The sequence below is a fragment of the Streptomyces sp. NPDC088915 genome, from assembly GCF_044749825.1.
Classification (GTDB): Bacteria; Actinomycetota; Actinomycetes; order Streptomycetales; family Streptomycetaceae; genus Streptomyces.
In genome coordinates this window covers 21,448-38,833 of record NZ_JBIVIR010000025.1, presented here as the reverse complement: position 1 = coordinate 38,833, position 17,386 = coordinate 21,448, and the positions used below count along the sequence as shown (strand labels likewise).

The 17,386-nt window shown below is 72.9% G+C and carries 15 protein-coding genes and 1 riboswitch; of the genes, 3 read left to right on the top strand and 12 right to left on the bottom strand.

What is annotated here, in order from left to right:
* Positions 1-16 precede the first annotated feature (16 nt).
* Positions 17-1,369, bottom strand: coding sequence for a peptidase C39 family protein (locus tag ACIP5O_RS33810; protein ID WP_401300690.1), 1,353 nt, complete (start codon positions 1,367-1,369; stop codon positions 17-19).
* A 251-nt stretch (positions 1,370-1,620) separates the two neighbouring features.
* Here ACIP5O_RS33810 and ACIP5O_RS33805 point away from each other — a divergent pair, with 251 nt between their 5' ends.
* On the top strand, positions 1,621-2,250 hold the full coding sequence (locus tag ACIP5O_RS33805) for a uridine kinase (protein WP_401300687.1): 630 nt from the start codon (positions 1,621-1,623) through the stop codon (positions 2,248-2,250).
* A gap of 320 nt (positions 2,251-2,570) precedes the next feature.
* Positions 2,571-4,481, top strand: coding sequence for an AAA family ATPase (locus ACIP5O_RS33800; RefSeq protein ID WP_401300798.1), 1,911 nt, complete (start codon positions 2,571-2,573; stop codon positions 4,479-4,481).
* On the opposite strand, the gene ACIP5O_RS33795 is transcribed toward ACIP5O_RS33800, so the two are convergent.
* From ACIP5O_RS33795 to ribD, 10 genes are all read right to left on the bottom strand, one after another.
* Positions 4,478-5,614 (bottom strand): hemolysin family protein, encoded by a 1,137-nt coding sequence (locus ACIP5O_RS33795; RefSeq protein ID WP_401300684.1) that lies wholly within the window; start codon positions 5,612-5,614, stop codon positions 4,478-4,480. The genes ACIP5O_RS33800 and ACIP5O_RS33795 overlap by 4 nt on opposite strands.
* Positions 5,611-7,038 (bottom strand): hemolysin family protein, encoded by a 1,428-nt coding sequence (locus tag ACIP5O_RS33790; protein ID WP_401300681.1) that lies wholly within the window; start codon positions 7,036-7,038, stop codon positions 5,611-5,613. The genes ACIP5O_RS33795 and ACIP5O_RS33790 overlap by 4 nt, the downstream gene beginning before the upstream one ends.
* 253 nt (positions 7,039-7,291) lie before the next feature.
* Entirely contained in the window at positions 7,292-7,744 is a 453-nt protein-coding gene (locus ACIP5O_RS33785) for a PH domain-containing protein (protein WP_356548371.1), read from the bottom strand.
* 71 nt (positions 7,745-7,815) lie between these two features.
* The gene (gene hisG, locus ACIP5O_RS33780; RefSeq protein ID WP_401300677.1) at positions 7,816-8,664 is read right to left on the bottom strand and encodes an ATP phosphoribosyltransferase; all 849 of its coding nucleotides are present in this window, start codon (positions 8,662-8,664) and stop codon (positions 7,816-7,818) included.
* Positions 8,665-8,714: 50 nt separating this feature from the next.
* Positions 8,715-8,996 carry a phosphoribosyl-ATP diphosphatase gene (locus tag ACIP5O_RS33775; RefSeq protein WP_055644610.1) on the bottom strand — a complete coding sequence of 94 codons (282 nt, stop codon included), beginning with the start codon at positions 8,994-8,996 and terminating at the stop codon, positions 8,715-8,717.
* 35 nt (positions 8,997-9,031) lie between these two features.
* On the bottom strand, positions 9,032-9,517 hold the full coding sequence (ribH, locus tag ACIP5O_RS33770) for a 6,7-dimethyl-8-ribityllumazine synthase (RefSeq protein WP_030691287.1): 486 nt from the start codon (positions 9,515-9,517) through the stop codon (positions 9,032-9,034).
* Positions 9,518-9,556: 39 nt separating this feature from the next.
* Positions 9,557-10,834, bottom strand: coding sequence for a bifunctional 3,4-dihydroxy-2-butanone-4-phosphate synthase/GTP cyclohydrolase II (locus ACIP5O_RS33765; RefSeq protein WP_401300674.1), 1,278 nt, complete (start codon positions 10,832-10,834; stop codon positions 9,557-9,559).
* Positions 10,831-11,466, bottom strand: coding sequence for a nicotinamide riboside transporter PnuC (locus ACIP5O_RS33760; protein ID WP_401300671.1), 636 nt, complete (start codon positions 11,464-11,466; stop codon positions 10,831-10,833). Before ACIP5O_RS33760 ends, ACIP5O_RS33765 begins: the two co-directional genes overlap by 4 nt.
* Entirely contained in the window at positions 11,463-12,071 is a 609-nt protein-coding gene (locus tag ACIP5O_RS33755) for a riboflavin synthase (RefSeq protein ID WP_401300668.1), read from the bottom strand. The genes ACIP5O_RS33760 and ACIP5O_RS33755 overlap by 4 nt, the downstream gene beginning before the upstream one ends.
* A 2-nt stretch (positions 12,072-12,073) precedes the next feature.
* Positions 12,074-13,153, bottom strand: coding sequence for a bifunctional diaminohydroxyphosphoribosylaminopyrimidine deaminase/5-amino-6-(5-phosphoribosylamino)uracil reductase RibD (gene ribD, locus ACIP5O_RS33750; RefSeq protein ID WP_401300665.1), 1,080 nt, complete (start codon positions 13,151-13,153; stop codon positions 12,074-12,076).
* Positions 13,154-13,318: 165 nt separating this feature from the next.
* Positions 13,319-13,448: riboswitch (FMN riboswitch) on the bottom strand.
* 242 nt (positions 13,449-13,690) lie between these two features.
* Between ribD and ACIP5O_RS33745 the strand changes: the two genes are divergently transcribed.
* Positions 13,691-16,069, top strand: coding sequence for a chitinase C-terminal domain-containing protein (locus ACIP5O_RS33745; protein ID WP_401300662.1), 2,379 nt, complete (start codon positions 13,691-13,693; stop codon positions 16,067-16,069).
* Between the two features lie 123 nt (positions 16,070-16,192).
* On the opposite strand, the gene ACIP5O_RS33740 is transcribed toward ACIP5O_RS33745, so the two are convergent.
* Positions 16,193-17,317 carry an ROK family transcriptional regulator gene (locus tag ACIP5O_RS33740; protein WP_401300660.1) on the bottom strand — a complete coding sequence of 375 codons (1,125 nt, stop codon included), beginning with the start codon at positions 17,315-17,317 and terminating at the stop codon, positions 16,193-16,195.
* Positions 17,318-17,386: the final 69 nt, after the last annotated feature.

The window sequence follows — 17,386 nt, the reverse complement described above, 5'->3', positions numbered from 1 at the left end:
GCAGGGCCGTGTCCGCTCACAGCAGGCCGAGTGACCGCAGCGCGCGGCGCCGGGCCGGTGCCGGGTCGACCGGCCAGTAGACGTAGCAGACCCCGCCCGTACCGCTCCTGACCTTGCCGCTCGCGTCGTAGCGCTTCGTACGGAGCCAGATGTTCTCCCACTCGCGGCGCCGGTAGACCCGGCGGACGGCCTCGTTGTCCGGCGAGGCCGGGTCGTTGGCGACGACGTCGCCGTCCGGGGTGAAGCCGACGACGGTCATCAGGTGGCCCGCGGTGCCGTACCCGGCGCCGGTCAGTTCCTCCTTGAGGAAGGACTGGGAGGTGACGACCGGGATGCCGGCCCGGACCAGGTCCTCCAGTTCGGTGAGCGAGCGCAGTCGGGTGACCACGGCGTTCATGTCGGGGTAGGTCGCGGCGTAGGCGGCGTTGAAGGGCCAGTTGCCGCAGCCCTCGTACTGGTTGTCGTAGGTGAAGCGGGCCGCGTGGCAGACCTGGGGGTCGGCGAAGGCCGGGTCCACCCAGGCCAGGTCCTCCGCCGAGGGCCGGCGTCCCCAGTACTCGACGATCATCTGGGAGGAGGTCGGGCTGCACCAGGCCTCGCCGCCGTTGTCGTACTCGGGGTACTGCCCGACGTGGGTGTTCTGCGAGTAGCGGGGCACGGCCAGCTCGCGGGCGGGGCCGGGCGCGGAGGCCGGGACGGTGAAGCGGTCCGGGACGTCCGAGGCCATGGCGCCGATCCGCCACACCGTCGGGGTGAGGCCGCTGCCCGGCGCCCGGTAGAGGGTCAGGCGCAGCCGGTACGCGCGCAGCCGCAGCCCGCTCGCCGGGTCGTCGATCGCGAAGGTGTCGGTCCAGACGCTGCTCCGGCCGTCGGTCTGGTCGTCGACCGAGGTGCGCCGGATGTCCTCCTCGCCGTCGCCGGAGGCCCAGCGGCCCAGGACGTACCAGGGAGTGGCCGTGGAGTCGGAGTACGTGCCGGAGAGCTCGACCTGGATCCAGGTGCCGGGGGGCGTACGGGCGTTCCAGGAGGCGATGACCTCGGTGGCGGGCACGGTGGAGGTGTGGACGGGCGAGGTCCAGCTCGCGTACTCCCAGGAGGAGGTCCGTCCGGTGTGCGGGTCGGTGTGGTCGGTGCGGCCCTCGGGCCGGGCGAGGACCAGGCCCGGCCGGTGGCCCGGGACCGCCTTCGTACCGGCGCCGGTGCCGCTCCGCCAGTCCGCGTACGAGGACCAGAAGCGGTTGTCGACGAGAGCGGGCGCGGGGGTCCGGCCCGTGGGGGCGGCGACGGCGGGGACGACGGAGGCGGCCGTCCCGGCGGCGGCCGCGAGCGCCGCGGCGAGGACGGTTCTGCGCGGGGTGGAGCTGGTCATGGGCGGTGACCCCCAGTCGAGGACGGTGGGCGTGCGGAGATGTCGACGTGCGGGCGTGCGGAACTCCGGACCTCGTCCGCGCCCGCCCCGGACCACGGGCGTGCGGACGGGTCGCGCGGGCCCACTATCCCGGCTCCCGGCGGGCCTCCGCCAGCACTTCGCCCCGCGTCGCCGTACCAATATTGGTCTCGTCCACTGACGGCGGTACCTCCCTGACCTGCGGCGGTCCCCGCTCCCCTACCCTGGGGCCCATGGACGACCTCGACCGCGCCGCCCGCGCGCTGCTCCGGCTCCCGCCCTCCTGCGGGCCGGTCCGGCTGGTCGCGGTCGACGGCCACGCGGGCTCCGGCAAGTCCACCCTCGCGGCCCGCCTCTCCGCCGCCCTCGGCGACGCCCCCGTCCTCCACCTCGACGACCTCGCCACCCACGAGGAACCCTTCGCGTGGACCGGCCGGCTGCGGGAGCAGGTCCTGGAGCCCCTCGCGCGGGGCGCGGCCGGGTCCTACCGTCCGTACGACTGGCGGCTGCGGCGCTTCGGGGAGCCGCGTGCGCTGCCCCCGGCGCCGGTGGTCCTCGTCGAGGGCGTCGGCGCGGGCCGGCGGGAGGTGCGGCCCTTCCTGGCGCGGCTGCTGTGGATGGAGCGCGGCGCGCGGGAGTCCTGGGAGCGGGGCAGGCGCCGGGACGGCCCGGAGCAGGCCGCGTTCTGGGACGGCTGGACCGTGGCGGAGACTCGCCATTTCTCCGAGGACCCCTCCCGGCCCTTCGCCGATACCCTGGTACGGGAGTGCCAAGAGGGGTACGAGTGGCTTTCCGGGCCCCGTGTGACAGCGGGCGCGGACCAGATCATCACCCACCGTGACGGCTTTCTGTCCGTGAACTGAGGGGCTCCGGCTCCGCTTGCGCAAGTGCCCCAACTCCGCTTGACCCGGGGGGCGTACAGGTCTTACGTTCTGAATGTGCGGCTTTTCGGAGCCGCCGCGGACGCGAAGCCCCCGGTTGTTCCCCCGTGATCGGGGGCTTCGTTCTGCCCCCGGAGTCCCTTTTCAACCCCTCTCCGGAGCCTTCTGCGTCCCCTGACGCTCACCCAGGGTCACCGCTTCCGGATCATGCGCTTCTCCTTAAGCGCCCACCCCCTGCGCAGGTACGATGCCCGCAGGTGCGGTCAAATCCCGTCCATGCGATGACGGTTGTGGGGGACCCGATGGACATCGGCACACAGGGCTCGCAGCCCCCGGCCGAGCTCGCCTGGCTGCGCGGAGTCGACGCCTACACGATGGGCGCCTATCCGCAGGCGGAGGACGAGTTCCGGGCGGCGGTGCGGATCGACCCCGGGATGGCGGACGCCTGGCTCGGGCTGCACGCGCTCCGGATCGACACCACGACCGCGCTGCTGCGCATGTACCGCCACCGCGAGCGCTTCGGCGAGCAGCGGACCCGCTACCGGCGCACCCTGAACTCCTGGTACTGGCTCGGCTGGTGGGTGCAGCCGGTCCTGGAGAGTCCGCGCGACCTGCTGCTCGCGCACGCCTCCCACTGGCTCGACGGGCGCCACGTGCCCGAGCTCGACCGGGCCCTCGCGGGGCTCCCCCCGGTCGACACCGACCCCCAGGTGCGCTTCCTGCACGCCTGCCGGGCCTATCTCGTCAAGGACTGGGACCAGCTCGTCCGGCTGTCCGAGCCCCTGGTCGACGACCCGCTGCTCGGCATCGAGGCCGGGCTCTTCGGCGGCATGGCCCGGGTGCGCCTGGAGATGTACGGCCAGGCCGAGCCGCTGCTCTCGGCCTCCCTGATGCGGTGCCGCAGCGAGCAGCCGCAGCGCAAGGAGCTGCGGTACTGGCTGGCCCGCGCCCACGAGGGCACCGGGCGCAGCGCCGCCGCCCTGCCGCTCTACCGGGCCGTGCACCGGATCGACCCGGCGTTCATGGACACGGCGGCGCGGCTCGCGGCGATCACCGCGTACGACGGCTTCGAGGGGTACGACGGCCTGGAGGATCCGGCCGGGCTCGCGACGGTCGCCCTGGGCACGGTCGGCGGCGGTCTCGGCCAGGACGCGGCGGACACCGTGCCGGGCGCCGAGCCCGAGGCCGGCGGGCTCGGCGACGGGCTGCTGCTCGCGCCCGATCCGGTGCCGCCGGCCGCGCCGCCGGAGGCCGTACGGCAGAAGGCCCGGGTCCCCCGGCAGCCGGAGCCGCCGCGCTTCCCGGCCGGACCCACCGATCCGGCCCTGCTCGCGGAGGCGCTCGCCGAGCTGGAGGGCATGGTCGGGCTCGAACCGGTGAAGCGCCAGGTCAAGGCGCTCTCGGCGCAGCTGGAGATGGCGCGGCTCCGGGCCGACCGGGGGCTGCCGGTCCAGCCGCCGAAGCGGCACTTCGTCTTCTCCGGCCCCTCCGGCACCGGGAAGACCACGGTCGCCCGGATCCTGGGCCGGGTCTTCTACGCCCTCGGGCTGCTCGGCGGCGACCACCTCGTGGAGGCCCAGCGGGCCGATCTGGTCGGCGAGTTCCTGGGCCAGACGGCGGTCAAGGCCAACGAGCTGATCGACTCGGCGGTCGGCGGGGTGCTCTTCGTGGACGAGGCCTACGCGCTCTCGAACACCGGCTACAGCAAGGGCGACGCGTACGGCGACGAGGCGCTCCAGGTGCTCCTGAAACGGGCCGAGGACAACCGCGACCACCTGGTGGTCATCCTGGCCGGCTACCCCGAGGGGATGGACCGGCTGCTCTCCACCAACCCCGGCCTGTCCTCCCGGTTCACCACCCGGGTGGACTTCCCGTCGTACCGGCCGCTCGAACTCACCGCCATCGGCGAGGTCCTCGCGGCGGCCAACGGGGACGGCTGGGACGACGAGGCCCGCGACGAGCTGCGCTCGATCAGCGGGCACGTCGTCGAACAGGGCTGGATCGACGAGCTGGGCAACGGGCGCTTCCTGCGCACCCTGTACGAGAAGTCCTGCGCCTACCGGGACCTGCGGCTCTCCGGCTACCCGGGCAGCCCGACCCGGGAGGACCTCGCGACCCTCCGGCTCGCGGACCTCATGCAGGCGTACGGGGAGGTCCTGTCGGGCCGCGGTCCGGTCGACCGCGGCCCGCAGCAGGAACCGCCCTCGTACTAGCCGGCTGTACTGGCTCCGCGCGGGAGCCGGGACGAGGACGCGTCCGGTGCCGGAGTCGGGGCCGCGCCCGGTGTCGCGACCGGGATCGTGACCGTGGCCGTCCGGGGGCGCACCCGGTGGGCGGGGTCGCGGACCTCGCCCACCAGCATCTCCAGGACGTCCTCCAGGGCGACGAGCCCGAGCACCCGTCCCGAGCCGTCCGCGACCTGGGCCAGATGGGTCGCGGCGCGGCGCATCACGGTGAGGGCGTCGTCGAGCGGCAGCTCCGCCCGGAGCGTCGCCATCGGCCGCCACAGCCGCCGCGGCACCGCCCGCTCCCGCTCGTCCAGGTCGAGGACGTCCTTCACGTGCACGAAGCCCGTGAAGGCGGCGCCCGTCTCGGCGCGGACCGGGAAGCGGGAGTACCCGGTCCGCACGGTCAGCTCCTCGATCTCGCGCGGGGTGACGGACAGCGGGACCGTGACCAGGGTGGCGGAGGGGATGAGGACGTCCGTCACCGGGCGGGAGCCCAGTTCGAGCGCGTCCTCCAGGCGCTCCTGCTCGGCCGGGTCGAGCAGGCCGGCCTGTCCGGCGTCCTCGACGAGGCGGCCCAGCTGGGCGCTGGTGAAGACGGCCTCCACCTCGTCCTTCGGCTCGACCCCGAACGCCCGCAGGACCAGCCGGGCGCAGGCGCCCAGGGCGGTCGTCACGGGGCGGCAGAGCCGGGCGAAGCCGACGAGGGCCGGGGCCAGCCACAGCGCGGTCCGTTCGGGCGCGGCCATCGCCAGGTTCTTCGGCACCATCTCGCCGATGACGAGGTGGAGGAAGACGACGGCGGCCAGGGCGATGACGTAGCCGAGCGGGTGGACCAGGCCCTCGGGGACCCCGACCGCGTGGAAGACGGGTTCGAGGAGGTGGGCCACGGTCGGCTCGGCGACGGCGCCGAGCGTCAGCGAGCAGATCGTGATGCCGAACTGCGCGGCCGCCATCATCCGCGGCAGGTTCTCCAGGCCGTACAGGACCTGCTTGGCCCGGGCGCCGCCGAGCGGCTCGATCTGGCTGCGCCGGACGGAGACGAGCGCGAACTCGGCCCCGACGAAGAAGCCGTTGGCGAGGACCAGGAGGACGGCGAAGAGGAGTGGGAGCGTGCTCATCGGGCGCCCTCCGCGACCAGCAGACCGGTGGAGGGGGCGGCCGGGTCCGGACTCGCACCCGAAGCCGGGACCGAACCGGAACCCGACCCCGGAGCCGCGTCCGGGACCGCGTCCGCGTCCGTCCGGACGATCCGGACGTGCTCGGCGCGGTAGCGGTCGACCCGGTGGACCGAGAGGTGCCAGCCGGGCAGTTCGACCCGGTCCCCGGCGGTGGGGATGCGTCCGAGGAGGTCGGCGACGAGCCCGGCGACGGTCTCGTACGGCCCCTCGGGCACGTCGAGGCCCATCCGGCGCAGGGTGTGGACCCGGCAGGAGCCGTCGGCGTCCCAGGCGGGGCGGCCGTCCTCGGCGGGGGCGGCGACCAGCTCGGGGCGTCCGTCGGCCGCCGTGTCGTGCTCGTCGCGGACCTCGCCGACGAGCTCCTCGACGATGTCCTCCAGGGTGACGACGCCGGCGGTGCCGCCGTACTCGTCGACGACCACCGCGATCGGCTGCTCCCGGCGCAGCCGCTCCAGGAGGGCCTGGGCGGGCAGCGACTCGGGGACGAGGAGCGGCGGGACCGCGATCCGGCCGACGGGGGTGCGCAGCCGGGCGTGCGGGGCGACGGCGAGCGCGTCCTTGAGGTGGACCATGCCGACGACCTCGTCGATCCGGTCGCGGTAGACCGGGAAGCGCGAGAGGCCGGTGGCCCGGGTGAGGTTGAGGACGTCGGCCGCGGTGGCGTCCCACTGGAGGGCGCTGACCTTCACGCGCGGGGTCATGACCTGCTCGGCGGTGAGGCCGCCGAGGGACAGGGTCCGTACGAAGAGGTCGGCGGTGTCCTGTTCGAGGGCGCCGGCCAGGGCCGAGTGGCGGGCCAGGGAGACCAGCTCGCCGGGGGTGCGGACCGAGTCCAGCTCCTCGGTGGGCTCGACGCCCAGGAGCCGGACGAGCCGGTTGGCGACCCGGTTGAGGAGGGCGATCACCGGCCGGAAGAGGGCGGAGAAGCGGCGCTGCGGGGTGGCGACGAAACGGGCCACCTGGAGCGGCCGGGAGACCGCCCAGTTCTTGGGCACGAGCTCGCCGACCACCATCTGGACGGCGGAGGCGAGCAGCATCCCGATCACCACCGACACCCCGGAGACGGCCCCTCCGGGCAGTCCGGTCGCGGTGAGCGGCCCGTGCAGCAGCCCGGCGAGCGCGGGCTCGGCGAGCATGCCGACGACGAGCGAGGTGAGGGTGATGCCGAGCTGGGTGCCGGAGAGCTGGAAGGACAGCTCGCGCAGCGCGGTGACGACGGCGCGGGCGCGCCGGTCGCCGGTGGCCGCGGCCCGCTCGGCCTCGGCCCGCTCGACGGTCACGAGGCCGAACTCGGCGGCCACGAAGAAGCCGTTGGCGAGGATCAGGAGGAAGGCCGCGGCGAGCAGCAGAAGGGAGATGATCATGCCGCCGCCTCCTGGGAGGGGGCGGCGCGGGTACTACCGGACGATCCGTCCATTGCTGGAGGGAGTCACTCCTCGGGTCGAAGGGGTGGCCTCGCGGGCCGCTGCGGCGGCCCTGCACACGCGAGGCGGTGGTGCGCCGGGCACCACCGCCTCCAGAGTAGTCACGCCGACGCCCCGAGGGGCAGGGGGTCGGCTCCGGATGGGGGACGGACCGGGGTTCTCCCGGACGTCTCACCCGATGCGGCCCCTGGGGTCAGGAGCCCTCCGTGCCCGTCCCCCGGCTCTCGGCCAGGGCCCGCAGGGCGCGGGCGTCCCGGACGGCGGCCTCCCTGGCGATGCCGGGCTGGATGCCGAGCGCGGGCAGGCTGGTGCCGTCGCTCAGGTCCAGGAAGACCCACGGGTCGCCGGAGCGGAGGTTGACGCGGAGGATCTCCGCCCAGGCGAGCCGGCGGGTCCGGGTGATGTTGACGACCGTGACGCCCTCGTCGTCGGCGACGACCTTGGGGCGGCTCAGCAGGACGAGGACCCCGAGGAAGAGCGCGGCCGTGAAGACGAAGCTGGCGCGCTCCCCCGGTCCGAGCTTCTCCAGCATCATCGCCACCAGGGTGACGGTGGCGAACATCGCGATCCCCACGGTCAGCAGGACGGCCCGGGTGCGGCCGGGACGGAAGGTGACCGGGAGGGCGGGCGTCGTGGGCTCGGACATGCGGGTTCCTCGGTGCCTGGTGGTGCCTGGTGACACCCGGGTGGTGCCTGGTGGGACGCGGGGCCCGGCCGTCAGAGGCGGCAGGCGTGGATCGCGGTGGTGAGGATGGCGCGGGCGCCCAGCTCGTACAGGTCGTCCATGATCCGCTGTGCGTCCTTGGCGGGGACCATCGCGCGGACGGCGACCCAGCCTTCGTTGTGCAGCGGGGAGACGGTCGGCGACTCCAGGCCGGGGGTGAGGGCGACGGCCTGCTCCAGGTGCTCGGCGCGGCAGTCGTAGTCCATCATCACGTACGAGCGGGCGACGAGGACGCCCTGGAGGCGGCGGAGGAACTGCTGGACCTGCGGGTGGTCGTCCGTGGCGCCCTGGCGGCGGACGACGACGGCCTCGGAGGTGAGGATCGGCTCGCCGATGACCTCCAGGCCGGCGTTGCGCAGGCTGGTGCCGGTCTCCACGACGTCCGCGATGACCTGGGCGACGCCGAGCTGGATCGCGGTCTCGACCGCGCCGTCCAGGTGCACGACGGAGGCGTCGATGCCCTGGTCGGCGAGGTGCTTGGCGACGATGCCCTCGTAGGAGGTGGCGATCGTCATGCCGCCGAAGTCCTCGGGGCCCTTCGCGGTGCCCGGGCGGGTGGCGTACCGGAAGGTGGAGCGGCCGAAGTTCAGCGCGAGGATCTCCTCGGCGCTGGCGCCGGAGTCCAGGAGCAGGTCGCGGCCGGTGATGCCGATGTCCAGCTTCCCGGAGGCGACGTAGATCGCGATGTCCTTCGGGCGCAGGTAGAAGAACTCGACCTCGTTGCCGGGATCGATGACCACCAGCTCCTTGGACTCCTTGCGCTGGCGGTAGCCGGCCTCATGGAGCATGGCCGACGCAGGTCCGGAGAGGGAACCCTTGTTGGGGACGGCGATGCGCAGCATGGGACGGCTTCCTTTGCCTGGGGAGTTGTGGTGCGGGGGGCGGGTGCGGCTCAGAGGTGGGCGTAGACGTCGTCGAGCGAGATCCCGCGGGCGACCATCATCACCTGGACGTGGTACAGCAGCTGCGAGATCTCCTCGGCGGCGGCTTCCTTGCCCTCGTACTCGGCGGCCATCCAGACCTCGGCGGCCTCCTCGACGACCTTCTTGCCGATGGCATGGACGCCCTTGTCCACCAGTTCCGCGGTGCGGGAGGTGGCCGGGTCGCCGGTCTCGGCCTTGAGCTTGAGCTCGGCGAAGAGCTCTTCGAAGCTTTTACGGGTTCCGTTCGCCATGATGGTCCTAAGAGTACGGGGTGCCCCGGCGCCACTCAGCGCCAGGGTTCGCTGACCGTGCGCAGTGTGGTGGCGGTGGCGACGGCGGCGGTGACGGCCTCGTGGCCCTTGTCCTCGGAGGAGCCCTCCAGGCCGGCCCGGTCGAGCGCCTGCTCCTCGTCGTCGACGGTGAGGACGCCGAACCCGACGGGTACGCCGGTGTCGATCGAGACCTGGGTGAGGCCGTGGGTGACGCCCTGGCACACGTACTCGAAGTGCGGCGTTCCGCCGCGGATGACGACGCCGAGCGCCACGATGGCATCGTAGCCGCGCCCGGCGAGGACCTTCGCCACGACCGGGAGTTCGAAGCTGCCGGGGACGCGCAGCAGGGTCGGCTCGTCGATGCCGAGCTCGCTCAGGGCGCGCAGGGCGCCGTCGACGAGGCCGTCCATGATCTTCTCGTGCCACTGGGCAGCGATGACCGCGACCCGGAGGTCGCCGCAGTTCTTCACGCTGAGGACGGGTGCGCCCTTGCCGCTCATGTTTCTCCTTGCCGGTGGTGCGGGTGGTTGCGTACGGGGTTACTGGTTGCCGCAGGTGGGGGCCGGGGAACCGTCCAGCCAGGGCAGGTCGTGGCCCATCCGGTCCCGCTTGGTGCGCAGGTAGCGGAGGTTGTGTTCGCCGGCCTGGACCGGCATGGGCTCGCGGCCCTCGACGACGAGGCCGTACCGGGTGAGGGCGTCGATCTTGTCGGGGTTGTTGGTCATCAGGCGCAGGCTGCGGACGCCGAGGTCGACGAGGATCTGCGCGCCGGCCGCGTAGTCGCGGGCGTCGGCGGGCAGCCCGAGCTCCAGGTTGGCGTCGAGGGTGTCGCGGCCGCGCTCCTGGAGTTCGTACGCGCGCAGCTTGGACAGCAGGCCGATGCCGCGGCCCTCGTGGCCGCGCAGGTAGACGACGACGCCCCGGCCGGCCTCGGTGATCCGGTCCATGGAGGCCTGGAGCTGGGGGCCGCAGTCGCAGCGCAGCGAGTGGAAGACGTCCCCCGTCAGGCACTCGGAGTGGACCCGGACGAGGACGTCCTCGCCGTCGCCGACCTCGCCGTGGACGAGGGCGACGTGCTCGACGCCGTCGACGGTGGAGCGGTAGCCGTACGCGGTGAAGTCGCCGTGCGCGGTGGGCAGGCTGACCTCGGCCTCGCGGCGGACGGTCGGCTCGGCGGAGCGGCGGTAGGCGATCAGGTCCTCGATGGAGATGATCGTGAGGCCGTGCTTGCGGGCGAAGGGGACGAGCTCGGGCAGGCGCAGCATGACGCCGTCCTCGCCCGCGATCTCGACGATGGCGCCGGCCGGGCGCAGTCCCGCGAGGCGGGCGAGGTCGACGGCGGCCTCGGTGTGCCCGTTGCGGACGAGGACGCCGCCGGGCTTGGCGCGCAGCGGGAAGACGTGGCCGGGGCGGACGAAGTCGGAGGGCTCGTGGCGTCCGCTCGCCAGCATCCGCAGGGTGGTGGCGCGGTCGGCGGCGGAGATGCCGGTGGTGACGCCGTGGGCGGGGGACGCGTCGACGGAGACGGTGAAGGCCGTGCGCATCGACTCGGTGTTGTGCTCGACCATCTGCGGGAGTTCGAGGCGCTCCAGCTCCTCGTCCTCCATGGGGGCGCAGATCAGGCCGCGGCACTCGCTCATCATGAAGGCGACGATCTCGGGGGTGGCCTTCTCGGCGGCGATGACGAGGTCGCCCTCGTTCTCGCGGTCCTCGTCGTCGACCACGACGACGGGGCGGCCGGCGGCGATGTCCCGGATCGCCTGCTCGACGGGGTCGAGGGCGAGGTCTTCGGCGTCCCACATCGGGAGGGTGCTCATGCGTGGGCTCCTTCCAGAGCGGGGGCGGTGCGGGAGCGGAGCCACCAGTCGCGCATGCCCCACAGGACGAGCGCGCCGTAGATGACGTAGACGAAGCCGGAGAAGGCGTAGCCGTTGGCGAAGTTCAGCGGGACGCCGACCAGGTCGACGAGGAGCCAGGCGAACCAGAACTCGACCATGCCCCGGGCCTGGGCGTACATGGCGACGACGGTGCCGACGAAGATGTACGCGTCCGGCCAGGGGTCCCAGGACAGGGTCGGGAAGGCCTTGAAGAGCAGGGCGACCGCGACGGTGCCGGCGGCGGCCGCGGCGACCATGGCGCCGCGCTCGCGCCAGGTGGCGAAGCGCACGGTGATGTGGCCGTCCGCTCCCTGGTCCTTCCCGCGCTGCCACTGCCACCAGCCGTAGAGCGCCACGAGCACGACGACGACCTGCTTGCCGGCGCTGCCGGCGAGGTGGCCGTAGAAGGCGGTGAAGAGGACGAGGCCGGCGAGGAACTGCACGGGCCAGGTCCACACGGAGCGGCGCCAGCCGAGCGCGAGGGCGGCGAGCCCGAAGACGTTGCCGATCATGTCGGACCAGATGATGCGCTGGCCGAGGAGGGTGAACGCCTCGGAGTTGAGCCAGTTCACTTGACGGTCTCCCCCGTGTTCGGGCCGAGCAGTCGCTCGACGTACTTGGCGATGACGTCCACTTCCAGGTTGACCGGGTCGCCGCTCTTCTTGATGCCGAGCGTGGTCAGGTCGAGGGTCGTGGGGATGAGGCTGACGGTGAACCAGTCGTCGCCGACCTCGACGACGGTGAGGCTGACGCCGTCGACCGTGATCGAGCCCTTCTCGACGACGTACCGGGCGAGGTGGGCGGGGAGGCCGACCCTGACCAGTTCCCAGTGCTCGGACGGGGTGCGGTCGAGGACGGTGCCGGTGCCGTCGACGTGGCCCTGGACGATGTGGCCGCCGAGGCGGCCGCCGACGGCCATGGGCCGTTCCAGGTTGACGCGGGAGCCGACGCCGAGGGCGCCGAGGCCGGAGCGCTTGAGGGTCTCGGCCATGACGTCGGCGGTGAACTCGCCGTCGCCGTGCTCGACGACCGTGAGACAGACACCGTTGACGGCGATGGAGTCGCCGTGCTGGGCGCCTTCCGTGACCAGGGGGCCGCGCAGTCGGAAGCGGGAGGCGTCCTCCAGCCGCTCGACGGCGACGACCTCGCCCAGTTCTTCGACGATTCCGGTGAACACGGTCAGGCTCCCTTGGGGGTGGCGGTGATGCGGAGGTCGGGTCCGATGCGGACGGTCTCGGTGATGTCGAGCCGCAACGCTTCGGCGATGGTGCCGATTCCCGCCCCGGCGAGGGCCTGCGGGCCGTCGCCGAGGAGGACGGGGGCGAGGTAGCCGACGACCTGGTCGACGGCGCCCCCGGCGACGAAGGAGCCCGCGAGGGTGGGGCCGCCTTCGAGGAGGACCGAGCGGACGCCCCGGGCGTGGAGCGCGTCGAGCAGGTCGTGGACGCCGATCCGGCCGTCGCGCAGGGGCAGCCGGAGCAGTTCGGCGTCGGGCAGGTGGCGGGTGTCGGCGTCCTCGCCGACGACGACCAGGGTGGGCGCGGCGTCGTCGAGGACGCGGGCGGTCGGCAGGATCGTGGCGTGGGTGTCGAGGACGACCCGCAGCGGCTGGACCGCGCCCTCGATGCCCCGGACGGCGAGGTGCGGGTCGTCGGCCCGCAGGGTGCCGCCGCCGGCCAGGACCGCGTCGGCCTCGGCGCGCAGCCGGTGGACGTCGGCGCGGGCCTCGGGGGAGGTGATCCAGCGGGAGGTGCCGTCGGCGGCGGCGGTCCGGCCGTCGAGGGTGGCGGCGTACTTCCAGCGGACGAAGGGGCGGCCGTTGCGCACGGAGGTGAGCCAGGCGATGTTGACGGCCTCGGCCTCGTCCTCCAGGAGTCCCCGCTCGACCTCGACGCCGGCGGCGCGCAGGGTGTCGCCGCCGCCGGTGGCCTGCGGGTTCGGGTCGCCGACCGCGTAGACGACGCGGCTGATCCCGGCCTCGATCAGGGCCCGGGAGCAGGGTCCGGTGCGGCCGGTGTGGTCGCAGGGTTCGAGGGTGACGTAGGCGGTGCCGCCGCGGGCGAGGACGCCGGCCTCGCGCAGGGCGTGGACCTCGGCGTGCGGGCCGCCGGCGCGCCGGTGGTAGCCCTCTCCGACCCGGTGTCCGGAGGCGTCCGCGATGACGCAGCCGACGACGGGGTTGGGGCTGGTGGCGCCGAGCGCGCGGGCGGCGAGCTCGACGGCGCGTCGCATGGCGGTGGTGTCGGCCTGCCGGTCCACCGGGTCCTCCTGCCTCTTCGGGCACGGACTCCGGGGCCTGTCGGAACGACAGGGAGCGGGAAGGACGCCTCGCACGGGGTACGCCGAGGCCGAAGGTCCCGGCCCGCCGAAGGACGGCGGACAGCGGACGTACGGCCGGCACACCTCCGAAAGAGGGGTCACCCGCCGCGCACTGCCTCCCATCCGGACTTTCACCGTCGGTCCAGGAATCTCACCTGGTCAACCGGCCGCTGGCTGCGGACGGGTCGCGGACTATACCGCCGGTTCGGAATTACACCGACCCCGGAGTGCGCTGCTGCTGATACAGGGCCAGTGTGCCACGACCGTGAACGGCGGCGCGGCCGAGGACCTGTGGGCTGGCTCACAGGATCCCACATCCCCCTTCTTTGGTCCAGACCTATTGACGCACTGGTCTAGTCCTCTTAATCTCCGTGTCACCTCCGAGGTAACGGTCCGCCGGGGTGCGCACTCCACGGGCCCAACACGACCCACCCCCTTGTTCGTTGTGTTCCATCACCTCCCCAGGAGGAACCGATCGTGTTGTCCCCCACGACGAAGAGAGCCTCGCTGCTCGCGTCCGGCGCGGCCGTCGCCGGGCTCCTGCTCAGCTCGCTCTCCGGCGGCGTCTCGTACGCGGCCGACAACGAGTCCTGTCGCCCCGACGGCCTCTACAAGACGCCCGGCGTCGACGTCCCGTACTGCTCGGTCTACGACGCCGAGGGCCGCGAGAAGATGGGCGCGGACCACCAGCGCCGGGTCATCGGCTACTTCACGGGCTGGCGCACCGGCAAGAACGGCGAGCCCTCGTACCTCGCCAAGGACATCCCGTGGGAGAAGGTCACCCACATCAACTACGCCTTCGGGCACGTCGACGGGGCCAACAAGCTCTCCGTGGGCACGGACGGTCCGGACAACGCGGCCACCGGGATGACCTGGCCCGGTGTCGCCGGGGCCGAGATGGACCCCGGTCTCGCCTACAAGGGCCACTTCAACCTGCTCAACAAGTTCAAGAAGCAGCACCCGAACGTCAAGACGCTGATCTCGGTCGGCGGCTGGGCGGAGACCGGCGGCTACTTCGCGGACAACGGCGACCGGGTGAACTCCGGCGGCTTCTACTCGATGGCCACCAACGCCGACGGTTCGGTCAACCAGGCCGGGATCGACACCTTCGCGACCTCGGCCGTCGACTTCATCCGGAAGTACGGGTTCAACGGCGTCGACATCGACTACGAGTACCCGACCACGATGAAGGACGCGGGCAACCCGCTCGACTGGCAGCTCGCCAACGGGCGCCGCGCCGGTCTCGTGCAGGGCTACGCGGCCCTCATGAAGTCCCTGCGCGAGAAGCTGGACCGGGCCGGCGCCACCGACGGCAAGCACTACCTGCTGACCGTCGCCGCCCCCTCCTCCGGCTACCTGCTGCGCGGCATGGAGACCTTCCAGGTCCAGAAGTACCTGGACTACGTCAACATCATGTCGTACGACCTGCACGGCGCCTGGAACGAGTACGTCGGCCCGAACGCCTCCCTCTTCGACGACGGCAAGGACGGCGAGCTCGCCGCCGCCAACGTCTACGGCAGCCAGCAGTACGGCAACATCGGATACCTCAACACCGACTGGGCGTACCACTACTTCCGCGGCTCGATGCCGGCCGGCCGCATCAACATCGGCCTGCCCTACTACACCCGCGGCCACAAGAACGTGCAGGGCGGCACCGACGGCCTCTGGGGCAAGGCCACCGCGGCCACCTGCCCGGCCGGCGCGGGCCTGACCAAGTGCGGCGACGGCGCCGAGGGCATCGACAACCTCTGGCACGACAAGGACACCGCGGGCAAGGAGTCGCCCGCCGGCTCCAACCCGATGTGGCACGCCAAGAACCTGGAGAAGGGGATCGTCGGCGACTACGTCACCAAGTACGGCTTCCCCGCGAACACCCAGCTGACCGGCACCTACGTCCGCAAGTACGACTCGACCCTGGTCGCGCCGTGGCTGTGGAACGCGCAGAAGAAGGTCTTCCTCTCCACCGAGGACGAGCAGTCGGTGGCCGCCAAGGCAGACTACGTGGTGAACCGCGGCATCGGCGGCACCATGGTCTGGGAGATGGCCGGCGACTACGCCTGGAACGCCGCCAAGGGCCAGTACGAGATGGGCTCCACGCTCACCTCGCTGATGTACGACAAGTTCAAGTCGGCCACCCCGTACGGCGCGAAGAAGTCCAACAAGGCGCTGCCGACCCAGGCCGTGAACATCGAGACGGCGTTCACCGAGTTCAAGCTCGGCGACTCCAACTACCCGATCACGCCCAAGGTCAAGATCACCAACCGGACCAACACCACCCTGCCGGGCGGCACCGAGTTCCAGTTCGACTACGGCACCTCGGCGCCGAGCAACGCCTCCGACCAGTCCGGCTTCGGCACGAAGGTCATCAGCAGCGACCACACGGGCTCGAACGTGGGCGGCCTGAAGGGCGACTTCCACCGCGTCTCGCTGAAGCTCCCGGCCTGGCAGTCGCTGGCCCCGGGCGCGACGGTCGACCTGTCGTTCAACTACTACCTGCCGGTGTCCACCCCCTCCAACTGGACGGTGAACATCAACGGCACGACGTACGCCCTCGCCGGTGACCTGGCGCGCGGCACGACGGTCGTGGAGCCGGGCACCACCACCCCGCCGACCACTCCCCCGACCACGCCGCCCACCACCCCGCCGACGACGCCCCCGACCACGCCTCCGACGACCCCGCCGACGACGCCTCCCACGGGCTGCGCCGCCCCGGCGTACGTGGCCGGCCAGGTCTACAACGCGGGCAACGAGGTCTCCCACAACGGCCGCAAGTACAAGGCCAAGTGGTGGACGCAGAACGAGGCCCCGGGCACGACCGGCGAGTGGGGCGTCTGGCAGGACCTCGGCGCCTGCTGATCCCCACCCCCGAAGGACCCCCGGCGGCGGAGACTCACGGCCCTTGCCGTCGCCGGGCACCCGCCGCGCCGCGCTTCCCTGTCCGGGGCGCGGCGCGGTGGCGTTTCCGGAGTCCCGGGCCCTTTAAGGGAACAGGTCCTCCTGGGCCGCGTCCCGGGCCGTCAGGAGGGCGCCGCGCAGGACGGCCGCGTCGCCGAGGGCGGTGGCCCGGACCTCGGTGCGCAGCGGCGAGAGGGCGGCGAGCTCCGCCTCCACCCGGGCCGCCAGGGCCGCGCCGCCGCTGTGGCCGGTCTCGCCGCCCAGGACCACGCAGCCGGGGTCGAGGACCGAGGCCACGGCCGCCGCGCCGACGGCGAGCCGGCGGGCGAGGGCGTCCAGGAAGGGTTCGTGGCCGGAGGCGGGCGCGCCCTCCGGGTCCAGGCCGTGCTCGCGGGCGAGCGCCTCGACGGCGGCGGTGCAGGCCAGTTCGTGGAAACCGCCGTCGCAGCCGGTGGCCGAGGGGAGTCCGGTGGCGCCGGGCACCGGCAGGAAGCCGATCTCGCCCGCGCCGCCCGAGGCCCCCCGGCGCAGCCGTCCGTCGAGGACGACGGCGGCGCCCACGCCCTGGCCGAGCCAGAGCAGGACGAAGTCCTCGCGGTCGCGGGCCGCGCCCTCGCGCAGCTCCGCGAGGGCGGCGAGGTTGGTCTCGTTCTCCACGAGCACGCGCGCGGGGAGCCGTTCCTGGAGGACGGCGACGAGCCGCCGGTGCCAGGCGGGCAGCCCGGTGGAGTCGCGGAGTTCGCCGGTGACGGGTTCGATGAGCCCGGGGGCGCCGACCGCGACGCTGTGCGGCGCGTCGACGCCGGCCTCCTTCACGGTCCGCTCCAGGAGGGCGACGGCCTTCTCCACCGCGGGTCCCGTGCCGCCGTCGTCACCGACGGGCGCGGAGGCCTCGGCGAGCGTGGTGCCGAGCAGGTCGGCGACGGTGACGGAGACCGAGCGGGTGCGCACGTCGAGGGCGGCGAGGTGGGCGCGGCCCGCGACGATCCCGTACAGCTTGGCGTTGGGGCCCCGGCGCTCGGCCCCGGCCTCGCCGACCACGTGGACGAGCCCGGAGCCCCGGAGCCGCTCGACGAGGTCGGCGACGGTCGGGCGGGAGAGTCCGGTGAGCGTCTTGAGCTGAGCGGCCGTCAACGGGCCCTCGTCCTGGAGCAGTCGCAGGGCGAGCCGGTCGTTGATGGCCCGTGCGGTGCTCGGGGATGCGGCCATGCGGCGATCCTCTCAGACGTTCCCGGGGCGGGACTCCGCCCTGCTTACTATTTATCAGGCAGGGTTCCT